The sequence below is a fragment of the Kitasatospora sp. NPDC092948 genome, from assembly GCF_044754805.1.
Lineage (GTDB): Bacteria > Actinomycetota > Actinomycetes > Streptomycetales > Streptomycetaceae > Kitasatospora.
Genome location: NZ_JBIVPU010000001.1, coordinates 912,638 through 930,001, shown reverse-complemented (window position 1 = coordinate 930,001; position 17,364 = coordinate 912,638). Strand labels below are relative to the sequence as shown.

General features: G+C 73.5%; 18 protein-coding genes and 1 pseudogene. 10 read left to right on the top strand and 9 right to left on the bottom strand.

From position 1 onward, the window contains the following. Positions 1–6: 6 nt before the first annotated feature. Entirely contained in the window at positions 7–975 is a 969-nt protein-coding gene (locus tag ACIQF6_RS03760; protein WP_400889714.1) for an urea transporter, read from the bottom strand. A gap of 169 nt (positions 976–1,144) precedes the next feature. Here ACIQF6_RS03760 and ACIQF6_RS03755 point away from each other — a divergent pair, with 169 nt between their 5' ends. Continuing rightward, positions 1,145–1,645: a fluoride efflux transporter FluC gene (locus ACIQF6_RS03755; RefSeq protein WP_400889712.1), complete on the top strand. Its 501-nt coding sequence runs from the start codon at positions 1,145–1,147 to the stop codon at positions 1,643–1,645. Further along, a complete protein-coding gene (locus tag ACIQF6_RS03750) occupies positions 1,635–2,012 on the top strand; it encodes a fluoride efflux transporter FluC (protein ID WP_400889710.1) in 378 nt (125 codons plus the stop codon). Before ACIQF6_RS03755 ends, ACIQF6_RS03750 begins: the two co-directional genes overlap by 11 nt. A 244-nt stretch (positions 2,013–2,256) precedes the next feature. On the opposite strand, the gene ACIQF6_RS03745 is transcribed toward ACIQF6_RS03750, so the two are convergent. The 3 genes from ACIQF6_RS03745 to allB form a co-directional block, all read right to left on the bottom strand. Continuing rightward, entirely contained in the window at positions 2,257–3,042 is a 786-nt protein-coding gene (locus ACIQF6_RS03745) for an IclR family transcriptional regulator (protein WP_400889708.1), read from the bottom strand. 203 nt (positions 3,043–3,245) lie between these two features. After that, positions 3,246–4,391, bottom strand: coding sequence for an allantoicase (alc, locus tag ACIQF6_RS03740; protein ID WP_400889706.1), 1,146 nt, complete (start codon positions 4,389–4,391; stop codon positions 3,246–3,248). A 22-nt stretch (positions 4,392–4,413) separates the two neighbouring features. Then, positions 4,414–5,763 (bottom strand): allantoinase AllB, encoded by a 1,350-nt coding sequence (allB, locus tag ACIQF6_RS03735; protein WP_400889704.1) that lies wholly within the window; start codon positions 5,761–5,763, stop codon positions 4,414–4,416. Between the two features lie 164 nt (positions 5,764–5,927). Between allB and ACIQF6_RS03730 the strand changes: the two genes are divergently transcribed. The 7 genes and pseudogenes from ACIQF6_RS03730 (at position 5,928) to ACIQF6_RS03700 (ending at position 10,581) form a co-directional block, all read left to right on the top strand. After that, a complete protein-coding gene (locus ACIQF6_RS03730) occupies positions 5,928–6,455 on the top strand; it encodes a GNAT family N-acetyltransferase (protein WP_400889702.1) in 528 nt (175 codons plus the stop codon). A gap of 150 nt (positions 6,456–6,605) precedes the next feature. Further along, a pseudogene (locus ACIQF6_RS03725) lies at positions 6,606–6,812 on the top strand (thiamine-binding protein); the annotation flags it as partial. Between the two features lie 12 nt (positions 6,813–6,824). Continuing rightward, positions 6,825–7,229 carry a helix-turn-helix domain-containing protein gene (locus tag ACIQF6_RS03720; protein ID WP_400890105.1) on the top strand — a complete coding sequence of 135 codons (405 nt, stop codon included), beginning with the start codon at positions 6,825–6,827 and terminating at the stop codon, positions 7,227–7,229. Between the two features lie 122 nt (positions 7,230–7,351). Then, positions 7,352–7,861: a 2-oxo-4-hydroxy-4-carboxy-5-ureidoimidazoline decarboxylase gene (gene uraD / locus ACIQF6_RS03715; RefSeq protein WP_400889700.1), complete on the top strand. Its 510-nt coding sequence runs from the start codon at positions 7,352–7,354 to the stop codon at positions 7,859–7,861. A 32-nt stretch (positions 7,862–7,893) separates the two neighbouring features. Beyond that, entirely contained in the window at positions 7,894–8,235 is a 342-nt protein-coding gene (gene uraH / locus ACIQF6_RS03710; RefSeq protein ID WP_400889698.1) for a hydroxyisourate hydrolase, read from the top strand. Positions 8,236–8,270: 35 nt separating this feature from the next. Continuing rightward, positions 8,271–9,170: a factor-independent urate hydroxylase gene (gene pucL, locus ACIQF6_RS03705; RefSeq protein ID WP_400889696.1), complete on the top strand. Its 900-nt coding sequence runs from the start codon at positions 8,271–8,273 to the stop codon at positions 9,168–9,170. Between the two features lie 28 nt (positions 9,171–9,198). Continuing rightward, positions 9,199–10,581 (top strand): 8-oxoguanine deaminase, encoded by a 1,383-nt coding sequence (locus ACIQF6_RS03700; protein WP_400889694.1) that lies wholly within the window; start codon positions 9,199–9,201, stop codon positions 10,579–10,581. Between the two features lie 221 nt (positions 10,582–10,802). On the opposite strand, the gene ACIQF6_RS03695 is transcribed toward ACIQF6_RS03700, so the two are convergent. Beyond that, a complete protein-coding gene (locus tag ACIQF6_RS03695) occupies positions 10,803–11,072 on the bottom strand; it encodes a hypothetical protein (protein WP_400889692.1) in 270 nt (89 codons plus the stop codon). Continuing rightward, a complete protein-coding gene (locus ACIQF6_RS03690) occupies positions 11,069–12,016 on the bottom strand; it encodes an MFS transporter (RefSeq protein WP_400889690.1) in 948 nt (315 codons plus the stop codon). Before ACIQF6_RS03690 ends, ACIQF6_RS03695 begins: the two co-directional genes overlap by 4 nt. Before the next feature lie 56 nt (positions 12,017–12,072). On the opposite strand from ACIQF6_RS03690, the gene ACIQF6_RS03685 reads away from it, so the two are divergent. Beyond that, positions 12,073–13,095, top strand: coding sequence for a helix-turn-helix domain-containing protein (locus ACIQF6_RS03685; RefSeq protein WP_400889688.1), 1,023 nt, complete (start codon positions 12,073–12,075; stop codon positions 13,093–13,095). 11 nt (positions 13,096–13,106) lie between these two features. Here the strand turns inward: ACIQF6_RS03685 and ACIQF6_RS03680 are convergent, their stop codons facing one another. The 3 genes from ACIQF6_RS03680 to aceB all read right to left on the bottom strand — a co-directional run bounded on the left by ACIQF6_RS03680 (position 13,107) and on the right by aceB (position 17,285). After that, complete coding sequence (locus tag ACIQF6_RS03680) at positions 13,107–13,379, bottom strand: hypothetical protein (RefSeq protein WP_400889686.1); 273 nt, start codon at positions 13,377–13,379, stop codon at positions 13,107–13,109. Between the two features lie 173 nt (positions 13,380–13,552). Continuing rightward, entirely contained in the window at positions 13,553–15,163 is a 1,611-nt protein-coding gene (locus ACIQF6_RS03675; protein ID WP_400889684.1) for a TROVE domain-containing protein, read from the bottom strand. A gap of 496 nt (positions 15,164–15,659) precedes the next feature. Beyond that, entirely contained in the window at positions 15,660–17,285 is a 1,626-nt protein-coding gene (gene aceB / locus ACIQF6_RS03670) for a malate synthase A (RefSeq protein WP_400889682.1), read from the bottom strand. Between the last annotated feature and the right edge of the window lie 79 nt (positions 17,286–17,364).

The following is a 17,364-nucleotide window of genomic DNA, read 5'->3' as shown; positions in this document are numbered from 1 at the left end:
GGTGCGTCAGCCGGCTTCGGCGGCCCGCAGCCTGGGCAGCAGCGGGACGGCGGCCATCAGCGCCCAGGTGGTGAGGATGAACGGCCAGGTGAAGGTGTGGCCGTGGAAGGGTTTGAAGAGCGAGGTGATGGCGGCGGTCAGTCCGGTGGCGAGGGCGGCGCCGAGCAGGGCGTAGCCCGCGTTCCAGGGGGTGTCGGCGAGGAAGACCGCGCCGACCGCGATGGCGACCAGGACGGAGTTGTAGCCGTAGATGCCGTCGGCGATCTGCGCGGTGGGCGCGCCGAGCGCCCAGGCGGCGAAGATCCCGGCGATCGAGCCGAGGGCGGCGGCGAGCACCACCCGGACGCCCGCGAAGGCCAGGCCGACCAGCATGATCAGGCCGACGTACCAGCTGTTCACCAGGAAGACCTGCGAGACGTTGGTGAAGAAGGCGTGCCACAGGTCGGAGAAGGTGATTCCGGTGTCGCCCCTGGTGGGGTTGGCGACGGGGGACGGCGCGCCGTGCCAGATCCGTTCGAAGGACGGGGCGCCGAGCACCATCACGCCGGAGACCAGGCAGAACGGGGCGGTCAGCGGGGTCAGCCCGTAGGGCTTGAGCAGCACGGCGAGGGAGGCGGTCAGCACGGTGGTGACCGCGCAGCCGACCACGGCGAGGATGTAGGTGGCGAGGTGGTTGCCCAGGAAGGTGACCAGCGCGATGCCCGTCAGGCAGCCCGAATAGCCTTGCAGGCCCTGGGAGATGGAGCCGCGGTCGACGTCCAGGAGGTACGCCGTGGCGGTGGCGATCAGCGTGCCCAGGGTGGCGAACAGGCCGACCTTCCAGCCGGCCGCCCACAGCGCGGCGAGGATGAAGGCCCCGGTGAGCAGCTGCGGTTGCAGGTCGACCTGGCCGACACCCCGGATCGAGGCCACCAGATAGGCCAGCGGTTGACGGTCCAGTGCCTGGCGTGCACCTCGGGGGGCACCGTGCGTCACGTCTTCTCCCGAATCTCCCCGCCCTGACGGCTGCCGTGAAATACGCTGGCGCACGCCAGAACTGACCGATATGCACTGTTTAGTCCGATTCGGCCGCCCGGCCGCCCCGGCCGCTCGCGTGTTCGCCCATTTCGCCCGATCGGCCCACGTACGGTTCCGAAGGAGTCCGATGACCAATCCGTACATCGACGTCGTCAGGGACCGCCCGGTGCGCCCGCCGGGCCACGCCCACTCCGAGCACGCGCCGGGCCGTCAGCTCCCGATCGTGGCGGCGGTGGCCGTCGGCGGCGCCCTGGGCGCGGGCTGCCGGTACGGCGTGGAGCGGCTCTGGCCGGTGTCCGGGACGGCGTTCCCGTGGCCGATCCTCACCGTCAACGCGGTGGGCTGTCTGGTGATGGGCGCGCTGATGACGGTGCTGTCCGTGCGCTTTCCGCGGGCGAAGAAACTGGCCGGCTCGCTGCTCGGCACCGGGTTCCTCGGCGGGTTCACCACCTTCTCCCACTACACGGACAACATCCGGGAGTTGGTGCGCGGCGGGGCCCCCGGCACGGCCGTCGGCTACCTGCTGCTGACGGTGGTCGCGGCGATGACGGCCGTCACCCTCGGCGTCTTCGCGGCCCGCGCCGCGGTCGGGGTCCCGGCCCACCAGGAGGCGTCCGGTGCTCACTGACTGGCTGCTGGTGCTGGCCGGCGGCCTGGTCGGCGCGCCCGTCCGCTACCTGACCGGTGTGGCCGTCAAGTCGCGGGTGCACAGCCCGTTCCCGTTCGGCACGCTGACCGCCAACGCGACGGCCTGTCTGCTGCTCGGCTTCCTCTCCGAGGCCGCGCTGCGCGGACACCTGGACGCGCACGGTCAGCTGCTGCTGGCCACCGGGTTCTGCGGGGCGCTGTCCACCTGGTCCACCTTCTCCTACGAGGTGTTCACGCTCGCCTCGACCAGCCGCATCGGCCTGTCCGCCGCCTACTTGACGGTCAGTGTGGCACTCGGCACCGGTCTGAACTTCGCCGGCGCGGCCGTCGCGTCCGGCCTGTGGTGACACCCGCCGCGCGCCCGGCGACCCGCGATGCCGTCGCCGGACCGCGCCGCGGCGGCCACCGGCCGGCGGCCCTCCTCGGCGCCGGGCTCCCGGCCGCCCGGTTCCGCCACGGCCGCGCCGGGGTACGGCGCTCCGACCCGGGCGTCCGCCACCGGCGGTGCTCGCGGACGTCCTGCTCAGCGATCCGGGAGGGCGGACCCGGCGGACCGACCACGACTCGCCGCCCGCGCCGCGGCCCGGCCGCTCACACCGCCATCGCCAGCATCAACGGCGTGGCCCGCGCCGTGAGCAACTCGGCGGCCTCGCGCAGCCGGTAGGCCTGTTCGACGGGCAGCGAGGTGGCCAGGCAGCCCACCGTGTTCCCGGCCACTATCGGGACGGCGGCGCAGACCGTGTCCATCGAGTACTCCTGGAGGTCCAGCACGGGGACGGTGGCGGGCTGCCGGTCGAGCCGGTGCAGCAGGCGGTCGGTCTCGGTGATGGTCCTCGCGGTGAGCCGGGCCACCGGGTGCCGGGCGAAGTGGTCCAGCCGGGCGGCGTGGTCGAGTTGGGCCAGCAGGCACTTGCCGATCGCGGACGCGTGCGCGGTGGCCCGGAAGTCCACCCACTCGTGCACGGCCGGCGCGTGCTCGCCGTCGCACACCGCCTCGACCAGCAACTCGCCGTCCTGGTACCGGCTGAAGTAGACGGCGGCGCCCAACTCGTCCCGCAGGTCCTCCAGACGGTGGTGCAACCGGGCGCGCACCAGCGGCTCCCGGTGCTGCGCCCCGAGCAGCGTGAACGCCCCGCCGAGGGTCCACACGCCGTCCAGGTGCAGCAGGTATCCCTCGGTCTCCAGCTCCTCCGCGAACTGCCGCACGACCGCCTCCGGCATGCTCAGCGCCCGCGACAGCTCCGCCGTCGTGCAGCCGTTGGCGTACCGGTCCACGGCCTCCAGCAACCGCAACGCCCGCCGCAGCACCCCGAACGGCCCCGCACCCCCGCCGCCCGGCCCCAGCAGATCACTCCGCCCCCGGCTCACCGTCGCCATGTTCCCCCGACCCCCTCTCGCTTTCACCCAGCGTATCCAGCCGATCAGCGCCCCATCATCAGCTCACCGGATATTCCCCCACCAGAGCGCCGACCCCTTGACAGGCATATGCCCGAGGGTTCTCGGGCGAGCCCCCGCGAGGGCTCGCCGGCGTGCCTCGCGGGCAGTGCCTGGAGGAAGCCCCCCAGCCCGGCACCCGATCGTCACTCCGCACCCCGGTACCCGATCGACTCCGCGTTCCGCAGCGGCCGCGCCGCCACCACCGCGGCCGGCGCGACCGCTCCGGCCTCCGCCGCCGGCAGCGCGTTGAACCACCGCAGCGCCATCTCGTCCCGCCCGGCCCCGGTCAGACGCCCCGTCAGCCGGACCCGCGCCAGCCCCCCGTCCGGATACACGTTCACGCGCACGTGCGTCACCGCCGTCCCCGCCGGCAGCCGCCACCGGTGCCGGGTGTCGGGCTGCAACCGCGTCCGTGGCAGCAGCACTGTCTCCGTCTCCCCCTTCAGCCCGACGAGTTCGACCCACCCGGGCGCGTTCGCGACGAAGCACGAGGTGTCCACCTCCGCCGCCAGCACCTCCCCCTCCCCGGCCAGGGCGAGTCGCACCCAGTCGTGCGCCGTGTCGCGTCGTCGCCTGGTCTCCCAGCCGTCCCCCATGACGCGTGCCCGGCCGGGGGCGTTCAGGTGGTGCGGGGAGGAGTAGTAGCGGTCGGACGCGTCCTCGGCGACGCCGCCGTACTCCTGCGCGGCCAGGTCGAACGTCAGCCCGGCCAGGTCCCGCGGGTCGGGCAGCACCTCGCCGTGCACCCGGAGTCGGGCGACGCCGCCGTCCGGCCAGATGTTGAGCCGGACGTGCGTGTACCGCACGGGATCCGACACCACGAACGCGTGCGCGGTGTCGCCGCGCAGCGCCGTCCGCGGAACGATCTCGGTCCAGTCGGCGGCGGCGACCTCCGCCGGCGAGGGGTGCCCGGGGACGGACGCGGCCTGCACGGACGCCGTCTCGGGGTGGTTGCCGGTGAAGTGCGCGGTGTCGACCACCACGCCGCGGACCACGCCCGCCGCGCCGAGCCGGACGATCACCCAGTCGTGGTCCTCGTCGGCGGGGTGCGGCTGTTCGGCGCTGACGCCGCGTCGGCGGCGGGACTCCCAGCCGTCCATGATCTGGCCCTTGTGCCCGAAGGTGTGCGGGCGGAACGCGGCGGGCGCGGCGACCAGCAGGTTCTCCGCGTCGGCGAAGGTGTCCTCGTTGGTGGCGACCACACCCGCGCCGAGCGCCCGGGAAGCCAGTTCCACCAGCTCTGCGAACGGCGGATCGAGCTCTGCGAATGGCACCTGATCGGCGCTCAACCGAACCTCCTCACAACGGAATTCAGCAACGGAAGAGTGGCCGCCCGTGCGGCTCGCCGTCGGGGTCGACGAGCCGCCCGCGCAGCCAGGTGCGGCGGACCTGCCCGGTCAGGGTGCGGCCGGCGTACGGGGTGACGGGGTTCCTGTGGTGGAGCCGTTCCGGCCGGACGGTGAACTCGGCGTCGGGGTCGAAGGCCACCAGGTCGGCGTCGCACCCGGGTGCGACGGCGCCCTTGCTGCCGTCGAGGCCGACCAGCCCGGCCGGGCCGGCGGCCATCCAGCGCACCACGTCCGCCGGAGTGTGCCCGCGCCGCCGCGCCTCGGTCCACACGGCGGCCAGTCCCAGCTGGAGCGACGCTATGCCGCCCCAGGCCGCCGCGAAGTCGCCGCTGCCGCCGAGCCGTTGGCACTGCTTCAGCTCGCTCGTCGACGGCGAGTGGTCGGACACCACCGCAGCGAACTCGCCGTCCGCGAGCGCCTGCCAGAGCAGCTCCCGGTTGGCGGCGTCCCGGATCGGCGGGCAGCACTTGAACGCGGTGTCCCCGTCCGGGACTTGTTCGGCGGCCAGCGTCAGGTAGTGCGGGCAGGTCTCGGCGGTGACGCGCACCCCGTCCGCCCGGGCCCGGCGCAGCAGCGGCAGCACGGCGGCGGACGAGACGTGCAGCAGGTGCACCCGGGCGCCGGTGCGCCGGGCGCACTCCAGCAGTCCGGCCACCGCGACGCTCTCGGCGGCGTCGGGGCGGGAGGCCAGGAAGTCCCGGTACCGGACGCCCCCGGGGTTCGGGGCGGCGTCGAGCACGGCCGGGTCCTCGGCGTGGACGACGGCCAGCGCGCCGAGCCGGGCCTGTTCGGCGAGCGCGGCCTCCAGTTCGGCGGGGCCGGCCAGGTGCGGGAACTCGTCCACGCCGGACGGGGCGAGGAACGACTTGAACCCGAACACCCCGGCCCGGTGCAGGAGTTCGAGATCGCCGAGGTTCCCGGGGATCGCCCCGCCCCAGAAGCCCACGTCCACCCAGAGCCGGCCCTCGGCGGCCTTCCGCTTCACCGCGAGGGCGCTCGACGTCGTGGTCGGTGGAACGGAGTTGAGCGGCATGTCGACGATCGTGGTGACTCCGCCGGCCGCCGCCGCCCGGGTCGCGGAGGCGAATCCCTCCCACTCGGTGCGGCCGGGCTCGTTGACGTGCACGTGGGTGTCGACCAGCCCGGGCATCAGCACGAGACCCCCGAGGTCGGTCACGCCGCGTCCGCCCACCGTCCCGTACGCCGCGACCCGTTCGATCCGCCCGCCCCGGACCACCACGTCGGCGGCCCGCTCGCCGTCCGGCAGCACCACCCGCCGGGAGCGGATCACCACGCCGTCGCCGAGCGGCATCAGGGGGCCTCCGAACGCCGGGAGAGTCCTGGAAGGGTCCTGGGAGCGTAGGCCCGACCCACCCGGGCGTCAATGCGGCCCCGCATCCGGAAGACCCCCACCGTACGTGGTGAACTGGCGGCCAATCGGGCCGAGTTCGCCCGCGACCACAGGAGGACCAGCGCATGACCGTCGAGCTCCGCCGCTACTCCGCCCTCACCGCGCAGACCCGCCAGGACCTGCTGGACGTCTACATGGACGTCCGGGCGCCGCTGCTGCACCTGGCCAACTACGGCGTCGAAGCGTTCCTGGAGCGCCTCGACCGGCACGCCGCCGAGCCCGGCTTCGGACTCGTCCTCGGCCGGGACGGCGAACTGCCGGTCGGGTACGCCTACGGCAACACCCTTGACGCCGAGGACCGTTACTGGAGGCGCCTGGCCGATCCGCTGCCCGCCGGCTTCACCGACACGCCCGTGCTGGCCGTCAAGGAGATCGGCGTCCGCACCCCGTGGCGCGGCACCGGCACCGCCCGCCGCATCCACGACGAGCTGCTCGCCGACCGCGCCGAGGACCGCGTCGTCCTGATGGTCAACCCGCTCGCGGGGGACGGCAAAGTCCGGGCCTTGTACGGGACTTGGGGCTACCGGCCGTTCAACAGCCAGCGGGCGACGCCCGATTCGCCCGAGCTCACCGTCATGGTGCGCCCACGCTGAGGCCTGCCGCCGCAGCCGCCCCGGCGGACTCGGCCCTCCCGGCACACGATGTTCACCGTCCGGAGGCCTGATTCCACCGATCGCTCCACCCAATCATCACATCCGACAACCATCTCGACGGACGGTCGATAGGGTGAGCGCGTGCGAGTGATGGTGGAGTTCACGACCGAACCGTTCGAGCTGGACGGCTTCCCCGAGCACGCCAGAACCGCCCGCGGGGCGGTCGAGGAAGCGGGACTGGCCGTCTCCGTGGGGCCGTTCGGGACCAGCGCCGAGGGCGACGCCGAGCAGGCGCTGACCGCCGTGACCAGGCTGCTGCGGGAGACCCTGGCGGTCGGCGCGAGCCGGATCTCGCTCCAGGTCAGCGTGCTGCCCGACGGCGCGGACCCGGCCGGACCCGCCGCCGGGCATGTCGACGAGCACCCGTTCACCGCCGCCGTGAAGCCGCTGCTGGAGGCGGTCGGCGCCACCGCCGTCGACCCGGCCGAGGCGCGGGCCGAGGACGTCGTCCTGGAGTGGGACGGCACGCCGGCCGTCGCGGTGCGGCTGCCGCACCTGAACCGGGCGCTGGACCGGCTGCTGGCCGAGACGGCCCGCCGGTTCGACGGCCGACCGCTGGCCGAGCTGGACCGCACCGAGAAGCAGCGGGTGGTCGCCCTGTTGGAGGAACGCGGGGCGTTCACCGTCCGCCATGGGGTGGAGACGGTCGCGTCGGCGCTCGGTGTCAGCCGGTTCACCGTGTACAACTACCTGAACCGGCAGGAGAAGTCCTGACCCGCCGGGCGCGGCAGGCCGTCGCCGACCCGTCCTCGTCACAAACAGTTCAACAGTGCGTTGACGGCCCGTCGGGCCCGCTCTAGCTTGTCCGGGTGGCACCAATCCCAGGAGGTCCCTCCGTGACCGAGCCACCCCCCGTCTCCCCCGCGCTCACCGCACTGGCCGCCGCCGAGCCGGACCGGCTGCGGACGATCCTGCTGGAGATCTGCGCCAGCCCCGCCTGGGCCGCCGCCGTCGCGGCCTCCCGCCCCTGGTCCGACCCCGCCGAGCTGCTGGCCGCCAACGCGACGGCGACGTCCCGCCTGTCGGCGTCCGACCTCGACGAGGCGCTCGCCGGCCACGCCCGGATCGGCGCTCCGAAGGCCGGCGACGCCGCGTCCGCCCGCGAGCAGTCCGGCGTCCGGGGCGTCGAGCCGCCCGTACTGGGCGAGTTGGCCGCGGCCAACGCCGCCTACGAGGCGAAGTTCGGCCGGATCTTCCTGATCTGCGCCACCGGCCGCACCGCGCCCGACCTGCTCGCCGCCCTGCGCGAGCGGCTGCCGCACGACGCCGCCACCGAGGCGGAGACCGTCCGCGAGGAACTGCGCAGGATCAACGAGCTCCGCCTCGACCGGCTCCTCTCCCCCTGAACCGACGCCCGTCCGCCTGTGAGGAACTGTCCATGGCCGGCATCTCCACCCATGTGCTCGACACCGCTCTCGGCCGCCCGGCCGAGGGCGTTCCGGTCGAACTGGCCGTCCGCACCGAGGCCGGCTGGCAGCTGCTCGGCGCCTCCGCGACGGACGCCGACGGCCGGGTCCGGGACCTGCCGGCGGTGGCGGATGGCTCGGTCGCCCGGCTGCGGTTCGACACCGCGAAGTACCACGCGGCCCGCCCGGGGGCGGAGCAGCCGCCGTTCTTCCCCGAGGTCTCGATCGTCTTCACGGTCGCGGCCGACCAGCACCACTACCACGTGCCGCTGCTGCTGAGCCCGTTCGGTTACTCGGTCTACCGCGGCAGTTAGGCCCGCCGGCCCCGCCCACCGTTAGGAGACACGTCATGGCCCACGTGCTCGGGCAGAACCAGTACGGCAAGGCGGAGAACCGCATCGTCCGGGTCCGCCGCGACTCCGCCCGCCACGAGATCAAGGACCTGAACGTCTCGGTCGCCCTCCAGGGCGAGTTCGAGGACGTCCACCTGACCGGCTCGAACGCCAACTGCCTGCCCACCGACAGCACCAAGAACACCGTGTACGCGTTCGCCAAGCAGTACGGCATCGAGTCCGCCGAGAGTTTCGCCGCCCTGCTGGCCCGGCACTTCGTGGAGCACACCGAGCGCGGCGTGGTGCACTGCGCCCGCGTCCGGGTCGAGGAGTACGGCTGGGAGCGGATCGGCGCGGCGGACTCCGGCGACACCGGGCACTCCTTCGTCCGCAGCGGGCAGGAGGTACGCACCACCGAGGTGGTGTACGACGGCGACCGGTTCCGGGTGATCTCGGGGCTCAAGGACCTGGTGGTCATGAACACCACCGACTCGGAGTTCTGGGGCTTCCTCAAGGACCGGTACACCACCCTCCAGGAGGCCTACGACCGCATCCTGGCCACCCAGGTGACGGCCCGTTGGGCGTTCGGCTTCCACGGCCGCGACGGCCAGCAGCAGCCGGCCTGGGACCGCTCGTACCAGGAGGTGCGGCGGCACCTGTTGGAGGCGTTCGCCGACACCTACTCGTACTCGTTGCAGCAGACCCTGCACGCGATGGGCACCCGGGTGCTGAACCACCGGGCCGAGGTGGACGAGATCCGACTGGAACTGCCCAACAAGCACCACTTCCTGGTCGATCTGGCGCCGTTCGGGCTCAAGAACGAGAACGAGGTGTACTACGCCGCCGACCGGATGTACGGCCTGATCGAGGGCACCGTGCACCGGGAGGGCGTCGTCCCGGTCATCCCCGTCTCCTGACACCCCGTCGATGCCTTCAGGAGTTCCCATGGCAGTCCGACTCCCGGCCCCCGACCGACGGATCGTGATCGAGAACGCGGCGATCGCCACCGTCGACGCCGCCGACACCGAGTACCCGCGCGGGCACGTGGTCGTCCTCGGCAACACCATCGAGTCGGTCGGCGACGGGCCCGCGCCGGCGCAACTCCCCGGTGTCGTACGGCGGATCGACGGCGAGGGGCACCTGCTCACGCCGGGGCTGGTCAACACCCACCACCACTTCTACCAGTGGCTGACCCGCGGGCTCGCCCAGAACAACATCCTGTTCGACTGGCTGGTGGCGCTGTACCCGACCTGGGCGCGGATCGACGCCGAGCTGGTGCACGCGGCGACGCTGGGCTCGGCGGCGGCGCTGCTCACCTCGGGCTGCAGCACGGCCGCCGACCACCACTACGTCTTCCCGCGCGGCGCCGGCGACCTGCTCGGCGCGTCCATCGAGGCCGTCCGGCAGCTCGGCCTGCGGTTCACCGCGTCGCGCGGCTCGATGGACCGCGGCCACAAGGACGGCGGGCTGCCGCCGGACCACGCGGTGGAGGACACCGACGAGATCCTCGCCGCCTCCGAGGCCGCGGTCGACCGGTGGCACGACCCCTCCTTCGGCTCCATGCTGCAGATCGCCCTGGCGCCCTGCTCGCCGTTCTCGGTCTCCACCGAACTCATGTCCCGCTCGGCCGAGTTGGCCCGCCGCAAGGGGGTGCGGCTGCACACCCACGGCTCGGAGACCGCGGAGGAGGCGGCGTTCTGCCGGCAGCTCTTCGGCATGGGGCCGACCGACTACTTCGAGTCCACGGGCTGGCTCGGCGAGGACGTCTGGATGGCGCACTGCGTCCACATGGACGACTCCGACCTGGCCAAGTTCGCCGAGACCGGCACCGGCGTCGCCCACTGCCCGTCCTCCAACGCCCGGCTGGCCGCCGGCATCGCCCGCGTCCCCGACATGCTCGCCGGCGGCGTCCCGGTCGGCCTCGGCGTGGACGGCACCGCCTCCAACGAGTCCGGCCAGCTCGGCACCGAACTGCGCAACGCCCTCCTGATCAGCCGCCTGCACGGCCGCCCCGACACCCTGACCGCCCGCCAGGCCCTGCGCCTGGCCACCATGGGCGGCGCGCGGGTCCTCGGCCGCCACCACGAGATCGGCTCCGTCGAGCCCGGCAAACTCGCCGACCTCGCCCTCTGGAAGACCGACGGCCTCCTCCACTCCACCGTCGCCGACCCGGTCGCCGCCCTCGTCCTCGGCGCCCTCCCCCCGCTCACCGCCCTCCTCGTCGACGGCCGCCCCGTCGTCGAACACGGCCACCTCACCACCGCCGACGAGCCCACCATCGCCCGCACCTGCGCCGAGGCCGCCCGCTCCCTCGCCTCCCGCCGCTGACCCGCCGGTGGACCGGGCGGTTCGCGGTGCTGCACACCGACGGCGAGCCGACCCGCTTCGGCGGGTTCGGCAGCTCCGGCGACCGACGGGGCCGACCCCGCCGACCCCGCCGACCCTGCCGACCCTGCCGACCCAGCCGACCCAGCCGGCGGGGACGACCGGAACGACCGACCGTAACGACCGACCGACCGGGCCGGCCGACCGACCGGGCCGACGCGGCGTCAGCGCCGCGCGGCCAGCGGCATCGCCAGGCCGGCCGCCGCCAGCAGGACGCCCAGCGTCGCCCAGCCCGCGACGCCGTGCGCCAGCACGGTCGCGGTGACGATCAGCGGGCCGATCACGTGCGACCCGGCCTGGCCGCTCATGAAGACGCCCTGGTACTCGCCGTGCGCGGCGGGGTCGGCGAGGTCGAGGCTGAGTGTCCAGCCGCCCGCCGAGGTGAGCAGTTCGGCGAGCGAGTGCAGCAGGACGCCGGCCAGTATCAGGGTCACGGCGAGCACGGTGCCGCGTCCGCCGGCCGCCGCGTACACCAGGCAGGGGCCCCGCCGAGCAGCACGCCGCCGCGGGCGCAGGCCAGGCCCGCCGAGCGGATGTCCACCACGCCGCGGCTGGCGCGGACCTGGAACAGCACCACCGCGAGGCTGTTGACGATGGCGACCACCGCGACCAGGGCGCGCGGCGCGGCGGTGTGGACGGCGATCCACAGCGGGATGCCGATCTCCAGCATGGCGAACTGGAGTTCCAGCACGGCGTGCAGGAAGGCGACCAGCAGGTAGCGCCGGTCGGCGAGCGCGGTGCGCGGCCGCTGCTTGCGGGCGCGCTCCTCGGCGGGCACCGTCGCGTCCGGGAGGCCGCGCAGCAGCAGCGAGGTGGCGGCGAAGCTCGCGGCGTCCAGCGCCAGCACGGTGGCGTACGCCCAGTGCGAGTCCTCCTGGAGGGCGAGCATCGCGCCCGCGCCGCCGAGCATCAGCCCGGCGTTCATCACCGAGCGCAGCAGCGCCCGCGAGCGCACCTGGTCCTCGGCGGGCACCACGTGCGCGATCAGTGCGCTGCGCACCACGACCGCGCCGCGTTCCAGCACGGTGGCGACCACGATGGCGACGACGAACGGCGCGAAGCCGTGCACGAAGATGTACGTGAGGACGGCCAGTCCCTGCAACGGCCCGAGGACGTACAGCAGTCGCCGGTGCCCGACCCGGTCGGCGAGCCGCCCGAACGGGACGCCGGCCAGCATCCCGGCGACCCCGGCCGCCGCCAGGCCGAGCGCCAACTGGCCGGCGCCGAGCCCGACCTGCCGGGTGAAGTAGAGCGCGCTGACGGAGTAGTAGAGGCCGTTGCCGACAGTGTTGACGCCGGTCAGCACGGCGAGCCGGCGCAGGATCGGGTCTGCGGGCAGCAGGGAGCGGCGCCCGACGGGCGCGACGGTGGCGGTCATGGCCGTCAGCACACCAGGGTTCCCAACTCGCCGGAATCCTTTTACCGTTGGGGTCAATGTTCGAGTTCTCGCTCGGCGTGGACGACCTCGCCACCACCTGGTTCACGTACTCCCCGCTGCAGGAGGCGGTGTTCAGCCTGCGGTTGCGCCGCCATGTGGACAAGTACCCTTTCCAGCGGCGCTGGTTGGAGTCCTGGGAGCGGGAGTACCGCATGCTGGACTCCGCGCTGCTGGACGTCCTGGTGACGCCGCGGGCCTGGATGGCGGACTTCCTGACGCCCCGACCGACCTTTCAACGGCCTTCGTTCGAGAGCGAGTTGGCAGTGGTGGCGGCGACGCCCCCGGAGACGGTGGCGAAGGACTTCACAGCCGCGTACCGGGGTGACGGGGCGCCGATTCCGGAGCCGGTGGCCTCGCTGCTGAACGATCCGGCGGAGTTGCTGGCGCGCTGCGTGGCGCAGCTGCGGGCGTACTGGGAGCGCTGTCTGCTGCCGCAGTGGTGGCCGCGGGCGCGGACCGTGCTGGAGGCCGATCTGGCGTACCGGGGGCGGATGTTCGCGGAGCGCGGCGCGGAGGGCCTGTTCGCGGAGTTGGACCACCGGCTGTCGTGGCAGGGCGGGGTGCTGCGGCTGGACGACCCGGATCCGCGGGTGAAGGCGCTGGGCGGCCGGTACACGCCGGTCGCGGGCCGCGGCCTGGTGCTGGTCCCGAGCCTGACGTCGCTGGGCGCGCACACCGTCATCGACGCGGACGAGCCGCCGGTGATCAGCTATCCGGCCCGCGGCAAGGCCCTGATGGGCGAGACCCCGCCGCCCCACGTCCCGGACGCGCTGGCCGAGTTGATCGGCCCGCCGCGGGCCCGGCTGCTGGCGCTGCTGGACCAGCCGGCCTCCACCACCGCCCTGGCCCACCGTCTCGCGGTCACCCCGGGCGCCGTCAGCCGCCACCTGTCCGCCCTCGCCACCGCCGGCCTGCTCACCCGCACCCGGTCCGGCCGCTCCGTCCTCTACGCCCGCTCCCCGCTCGGCGACGCGCTGGTGGCCGGTGGTTCGGAGCACCACCGGCCGTTCGGGCGGTGACGACCGCGGCGTCAGCTGACGCAGTGCACGCCCGAGTCCGCGTGCCACAGCTCGCCGTCGAACCAGGCGGACGCGTCCGTGCCCACGCACTGGGCGGCGGTGAACCCGGCGGCGACGGCCTGCTTGAGGGCGCGGTTCTGCGCCGACTGGACGGCCAGGGGCACGCTCGCGCCGGTGCCGGTCGCGGTGAAGTCGGCGGTGGCCGCCGACGCGGGGAGGGCGGCGACCGCCAGCAGGGCGGCGGCCGCCGCGGCCGTGCCCAGCAGTCGGGAGATGGTCCTCACGGTTCGTCCTTTCGCCGGTGCTCCGCGGCACGCGCGGACGCCGCACGCGGGAGCCTGGATGGGAGGTGCGAGCAGGTCCGTTCAGGTCGCATCGAACGAGTGACCAGCTTGCGGGAACCGGAATCCCGGCGTCAATCGGCGTGCAGCGTCCGGCCGTTGACGTTGCCCCGGTTTTACCTGCGGTTGTTCTCCCACGGCCACGCGGCGTCCCGCCCGGCCTCCAGCAGCGGGATCAGCCGGAACGCGGCGTCGGCCAGGCCGCCGAAGGTGTGCCGGTTCGCGGCGCCGGACGGGGCGTGGCCGGCCCGGTAGCCCGCCAGGTTCCAGGTGTACGCGGGAACGCGCGCGGGGACGGACTCCAGCGGATCGTGCCGATGACTGCCGTACGCCTGCTCGTCGGTGACGATCACCACCCGGTCGTGGCCGCGGTAGTGCGTGCGCACTGCCTCGGCGGTGTTGGTGCCGCCGAGGTCGCCGAACCGCTCCAGCACCTTGAGCACCGCGTCGCCGCGCCGGATCGGGATCGCCCGGCTGTCGGTGCCGAACTCGACCAGGTCGGCGTCCGCGGCCCGCAGGGCGAGGGCGGCGCCGAAGACGGCCGCGGTGTCGGCCCGGTTGAGCTGGGTCTGCGCGCTCGGCCGGTCGAACATCGAGCCGGAGCGGTCCACCAGGATCAGCGAACGGCCGGGCAGCGCGGGGACGTTGGCCAGCGAGTGCTTGAGCGCCGTCTCCAGCGCGCGGCCCCAGCGCAGCGACGGCGCGTGCCGGTGGGCGGCCAGGTAGCGGAACGGAAACTGCCGGGAGCGGGTGACTTCGCCCTTGTCGGCGATCCGCCCGGCGGCCTGCTCGGCGACCTCGTCCGACACTCCGGCCCGGTCGAAGTTGCGCAGGTTGCGCACCAGCGCCATCACGCCCATGGACGGGATGACGGCCTCCCAGACGGCGGCGTCCAGCGGGCCCTGGAGCCAGCCGGCCAGCGCCTCCCACGTCATGCCCGCCTCGGCCAGCCGCTGCGCGCCGTCGGGGCCGGTGACCAGCGCGCGGCGTTCCTCCACGGGGACGGCCAGCAGCGCGCGATGGGCGCTCAGCAGGGCGTCGCCGGCCGGCGGAACCGCGGTCTCGGGGCGGTGCCGCCGGTCCAGCGCGTAGCGGAACAGCTCGCTCTGCCACGGCTTGTCGGCGCGCGGCACCGGGTGGGTCAGTTCCAGCACGTCGCCGAACCGGAAGCCCTTGGTGGCGGTGTCGTACTTGAGCAGCGCCCGGCCGTTGTACAGCCGGCCGACGGCGTCCGCGACGCCGCGCTTGACGGGCTTGGGCAGCGCCCGCCCGTACCGGGACGTCCAGTAGGCGAGCAGTTCGCCGGGCTCGTCGGGGCGCTGGAGGACGGCGTCGATCACCTTCCGGGAGTGGCCGGGGAGCTTCGCGTCCAGCCGGGCGCGGGTGAACTCGGCGGCGCCGACCAGTGAGGCGGTGCGCATCGCGGCGCCGTAGCGCAGCCAGCGCAGCAGGCCGAGCGTCCACTCGGGGTCGCTGACGGCAAGTGAGCGCACCAGCGCGGTGTACCGGTCGTCGCGGTCGCCGCCCCGCTCGTAGAAGGTGTCCTGGCCGACCAGGTTGGCGACCGCCAGCAGGAAGAGTTCGGACTTCTCGTCGCGCAGGTGTCCCGGCCCGCCCTGGTGGTTGCCGACGGTCTGCCCGGTCGTGCGGACGGGCGAGCGGGGGCCGGCGGGGGTGGTCGCGGCCGGGGCGGTGTTCTTCGAACGGCGAAGGTTGAAGCGGGACATGGGAACTCCTCCTGCGGGCGGGCAGGCCGAACCAGGGCGTCCGAGGAATACCGGCCTCGTGGGACCGGCGTCGGCGGAGGTGGCAGTCCGGTGCTCTGTCCATTGAGCTACCGGCCGCACTCGCGTACGACCGACCGGGATTCGAACCCGGAACCGCCAGATCCAGAAGTAACCCCCGCCTGCGCACCGGACGCCCCGGCGCGGTTGCCCTCCCGAGATCAAAAACGGTGCCGGTGGGTTCTTTGCAGGAAGTAACCGGCGCCTGCGCACCGGGAGGTGGCAGTCATGCTGAAGTTTGGTGTCCAGAGAACAAGAGCGGCGGAGGTGACGAAGCTGCTCTACCGACTGAGCTACACCGGCCCGAAGCCGACGACGGGACTCGAACCCGCGACCTGCCCATTGACAGTGGAAGTAACCCCTGCCTGCGCACCTGGACGAGAGTGACCTTATCCGTTCCCCGCCGCCACCCGCACCCGGGTTTTCCCGCGCCCTTTTCTCAGTCGAGCAGGGCGAGCGCCGGCAGCGTGAGGAACTCCGGGAACTCCTCGCCGAGCGCCACCTGTTCGAACAGCGCGGCGGCCTCGTCCCACCGCCGGCCCGGGCCGGTGTCCTCGCGCAGCGCGGCGAGCTCCTCGGACAGCAGGCCTCGCACCTGCGCCGCCGTCACCTTCTCACCGGTGTCGGCGAGCTCCACCCCGTTGTGGATCCACTGCCAGACCTGCGAGCGGGAGATCTCGGCGGTGGCGGCGTCCTCCATCAGGTGGAAGATGGCGACGGCGCCGACCCCGCGCAGCCACGCCTCGATGTACCGGACGCCGACCTGGACGGCGTTGCGCAGCCCGGCGGACGTGCAACTGCCGTGCGCTCCGGCCACGTTCAGCAGCTGTTCGGCCGTCACGTCCTCCGCCGACCCGGGGTTCTGCTTCTGGTGCGGGCGTTCGCCGAGCACCGCGTCGAAGCAGGCCCGGGCCACCGGCACCAGGTCGGGGTGGGCGACCCACGTGCCGTCGAAGCCGCCGTCCGCCTCCCGTTCCTTGTCGGCCCGGACCTTCGCCAGCGCCGCCGCGTTGACCTCCGGGTCGGTGCGGGACGGGATGAACGCGGCCATCCCGCCGATCGCGTGCGCGCCGCGCCGGTGGCAGGTCCGCACCAGCAGCCGGGTGTACGCGGCCATGAACGGGGACGCCATGGTGACGCCGTTGCGGTCGGGCAGCACGAACCGTGCGCCCGCGTCCCGGAAGTTCTTCACGATCGAGAACAGGTAGTCCCACCGTCCGGCGTTCAACCCGGCGGCGTGCTCGCGCAGTTCGTACAGGATCTCGTCCATCTCGAACGCGGCGGTGATGGTCTCGATCAGCACGGTGGCGCGGATCGTGCCGTTCGGGACGCCGAGTTCGGCCTGCGCGTGGGTGAAGACCTCGTTCCAGAGCCGGGCCTCCAGGTGGCTCTCGGTCTTCGGGAGGTAGAAGTACGGGCCGGAGTTGGGGTCCTGCGGGCCCCGGGCGAGCAGCCGGGCCGCGTTGTGGAAGACGTACAGGCCGAAGTCGACGAACGCGCCGGCCACCGGGGCGCCGTCCACCGCCAGGTGCGGCTCGTCCAGGTGCCAGCCGCGCGGGCGCACCACGACGGTCGCCAGCTCGGCGGCGGGCTTCAGCGCGTACGCCTTGCCGCGGGTGTCGGTGAAGTCGATCCGGCGCTCGAACGCGTCGATCAGGTTGAGCTGCCCGGAGACCACGTTCGCCCAGGTGGGGGCGGTGGCGTCCTCGAAGTCGGCGAGCCACACCTGCGCGCCGGAGTTCAGCGCGTTGACGGTCGTCCGGCGGTCGATCGGGCCGGTGATCTCCACCCGGCGGTCCGTCAGGGCGGGCGGCGCGGGTGCGACCTGCCACTCCCCCGCCCGGACGGCCGCGGTCTCCGGCCGGAAGTCGAGGGCGCCGGCGCGGGCGATCTCGGCCCGGCGCACCGCCCGCGCGGCCAGCAGCTCCCGCCGTCGGCCGTCGAACGCGCGGTGCAGGCCCGCGACGAACGCCAGCGCCTGCGGGGTCAGCACCTCCTCGGCGCGCTCCACCGGCGGGCCGGTGACCGTCACGCCCGGAACAATCGAACCCTGATCTGCTGCCATGGGCTGCACACTCCTCGGGCTGATCCGCTATTCCGTTCTGTACAGTGGAGATTAGTTTCCGCGATGCAGAATTTCAACG

Excerpts from the sequence above, each read along its gene's own strand:
- ACIQF6_RS03755 (WP_400889712.1), top strand. The coding sequence starts at position 1,145 with ATGACCAATCCGTACATCGACGTCGTCAGGGACCGCCCGGTGCGCCCG.
- ACIQF6_RS03745 (WP_400889708.1), bottom strand. The coding sequence starts at position 3,042 with ATGGCGACGGTGAGCCGGGGGCGGAGTGATCTGCTGGGGCCGGGCGGC.
- allB (WP_400889704.1), bottom strand. The coding sequence starts at position 5,763 with ATGCCGCTCGGCGACGGCGTGGTGATCCGCTCCCGGCGGGTGGTGCTG.
- ACIQF6_RS03730 (WP_400889702.1), top strand. The coding sequence starts at position 5,928 with ATGACCGTCGAGCTCCGCCGCTACTCCGCCCTCACCGCGCAGACCCGC.
- uraH (WP_400889698.1), top strand. The coding sequence starts at position 7,894 with ATGGCCGGCATCTCCACCCATGTGCTCGACACCGCTCTCGGCCGCCCG.
- pucL (WP_400889696.1), top strand. The coding sequence starts at position 8,271 with ATGGCCCACGTGCTCGGGCAGAACCAGTACGGCAAGGCGGAGAACCGC.
- ACIQF6_RS03700 (WP_400889694.1), top strand. The coding sequence starts at position 9,199 with ATGGCAGTCCGACTCCCGGCCCCCGACCGACGGATCGTGATCGAGAAC.
- ACIQF6_RS03690 (WP_400889690.1), bottom strand. The coding sequence starts at position 12,016 with ATGACCGCCACCGTCGCGCCCGTCGGGCGCCGCTCCCTGCTGCCCGCA.
- ACIQF6_RS03685 (WP_400889688.1), top strand. The coding sequence starts at position 12,073 with ATGTTCGAGTTCTCGCTCGGCGTGGACGACCTCGCCACCACCTGGTTC.
- ACIQF6_RS03675 (WP_400889684.1), bottom strand. The coding sequence starts at position 15,163 with ATGTCCCGCTTCAACCTTCGCCGTTCGAAGAACACCGCCCCGGCCGCG.
- aceB (WP_400889682.1), bottom strand. The coding sequence starts at position 17,285 with ATGGCAGCAGATCAGGGTTCGATTGTTCCGGGCGTGACGGTCACCGGC.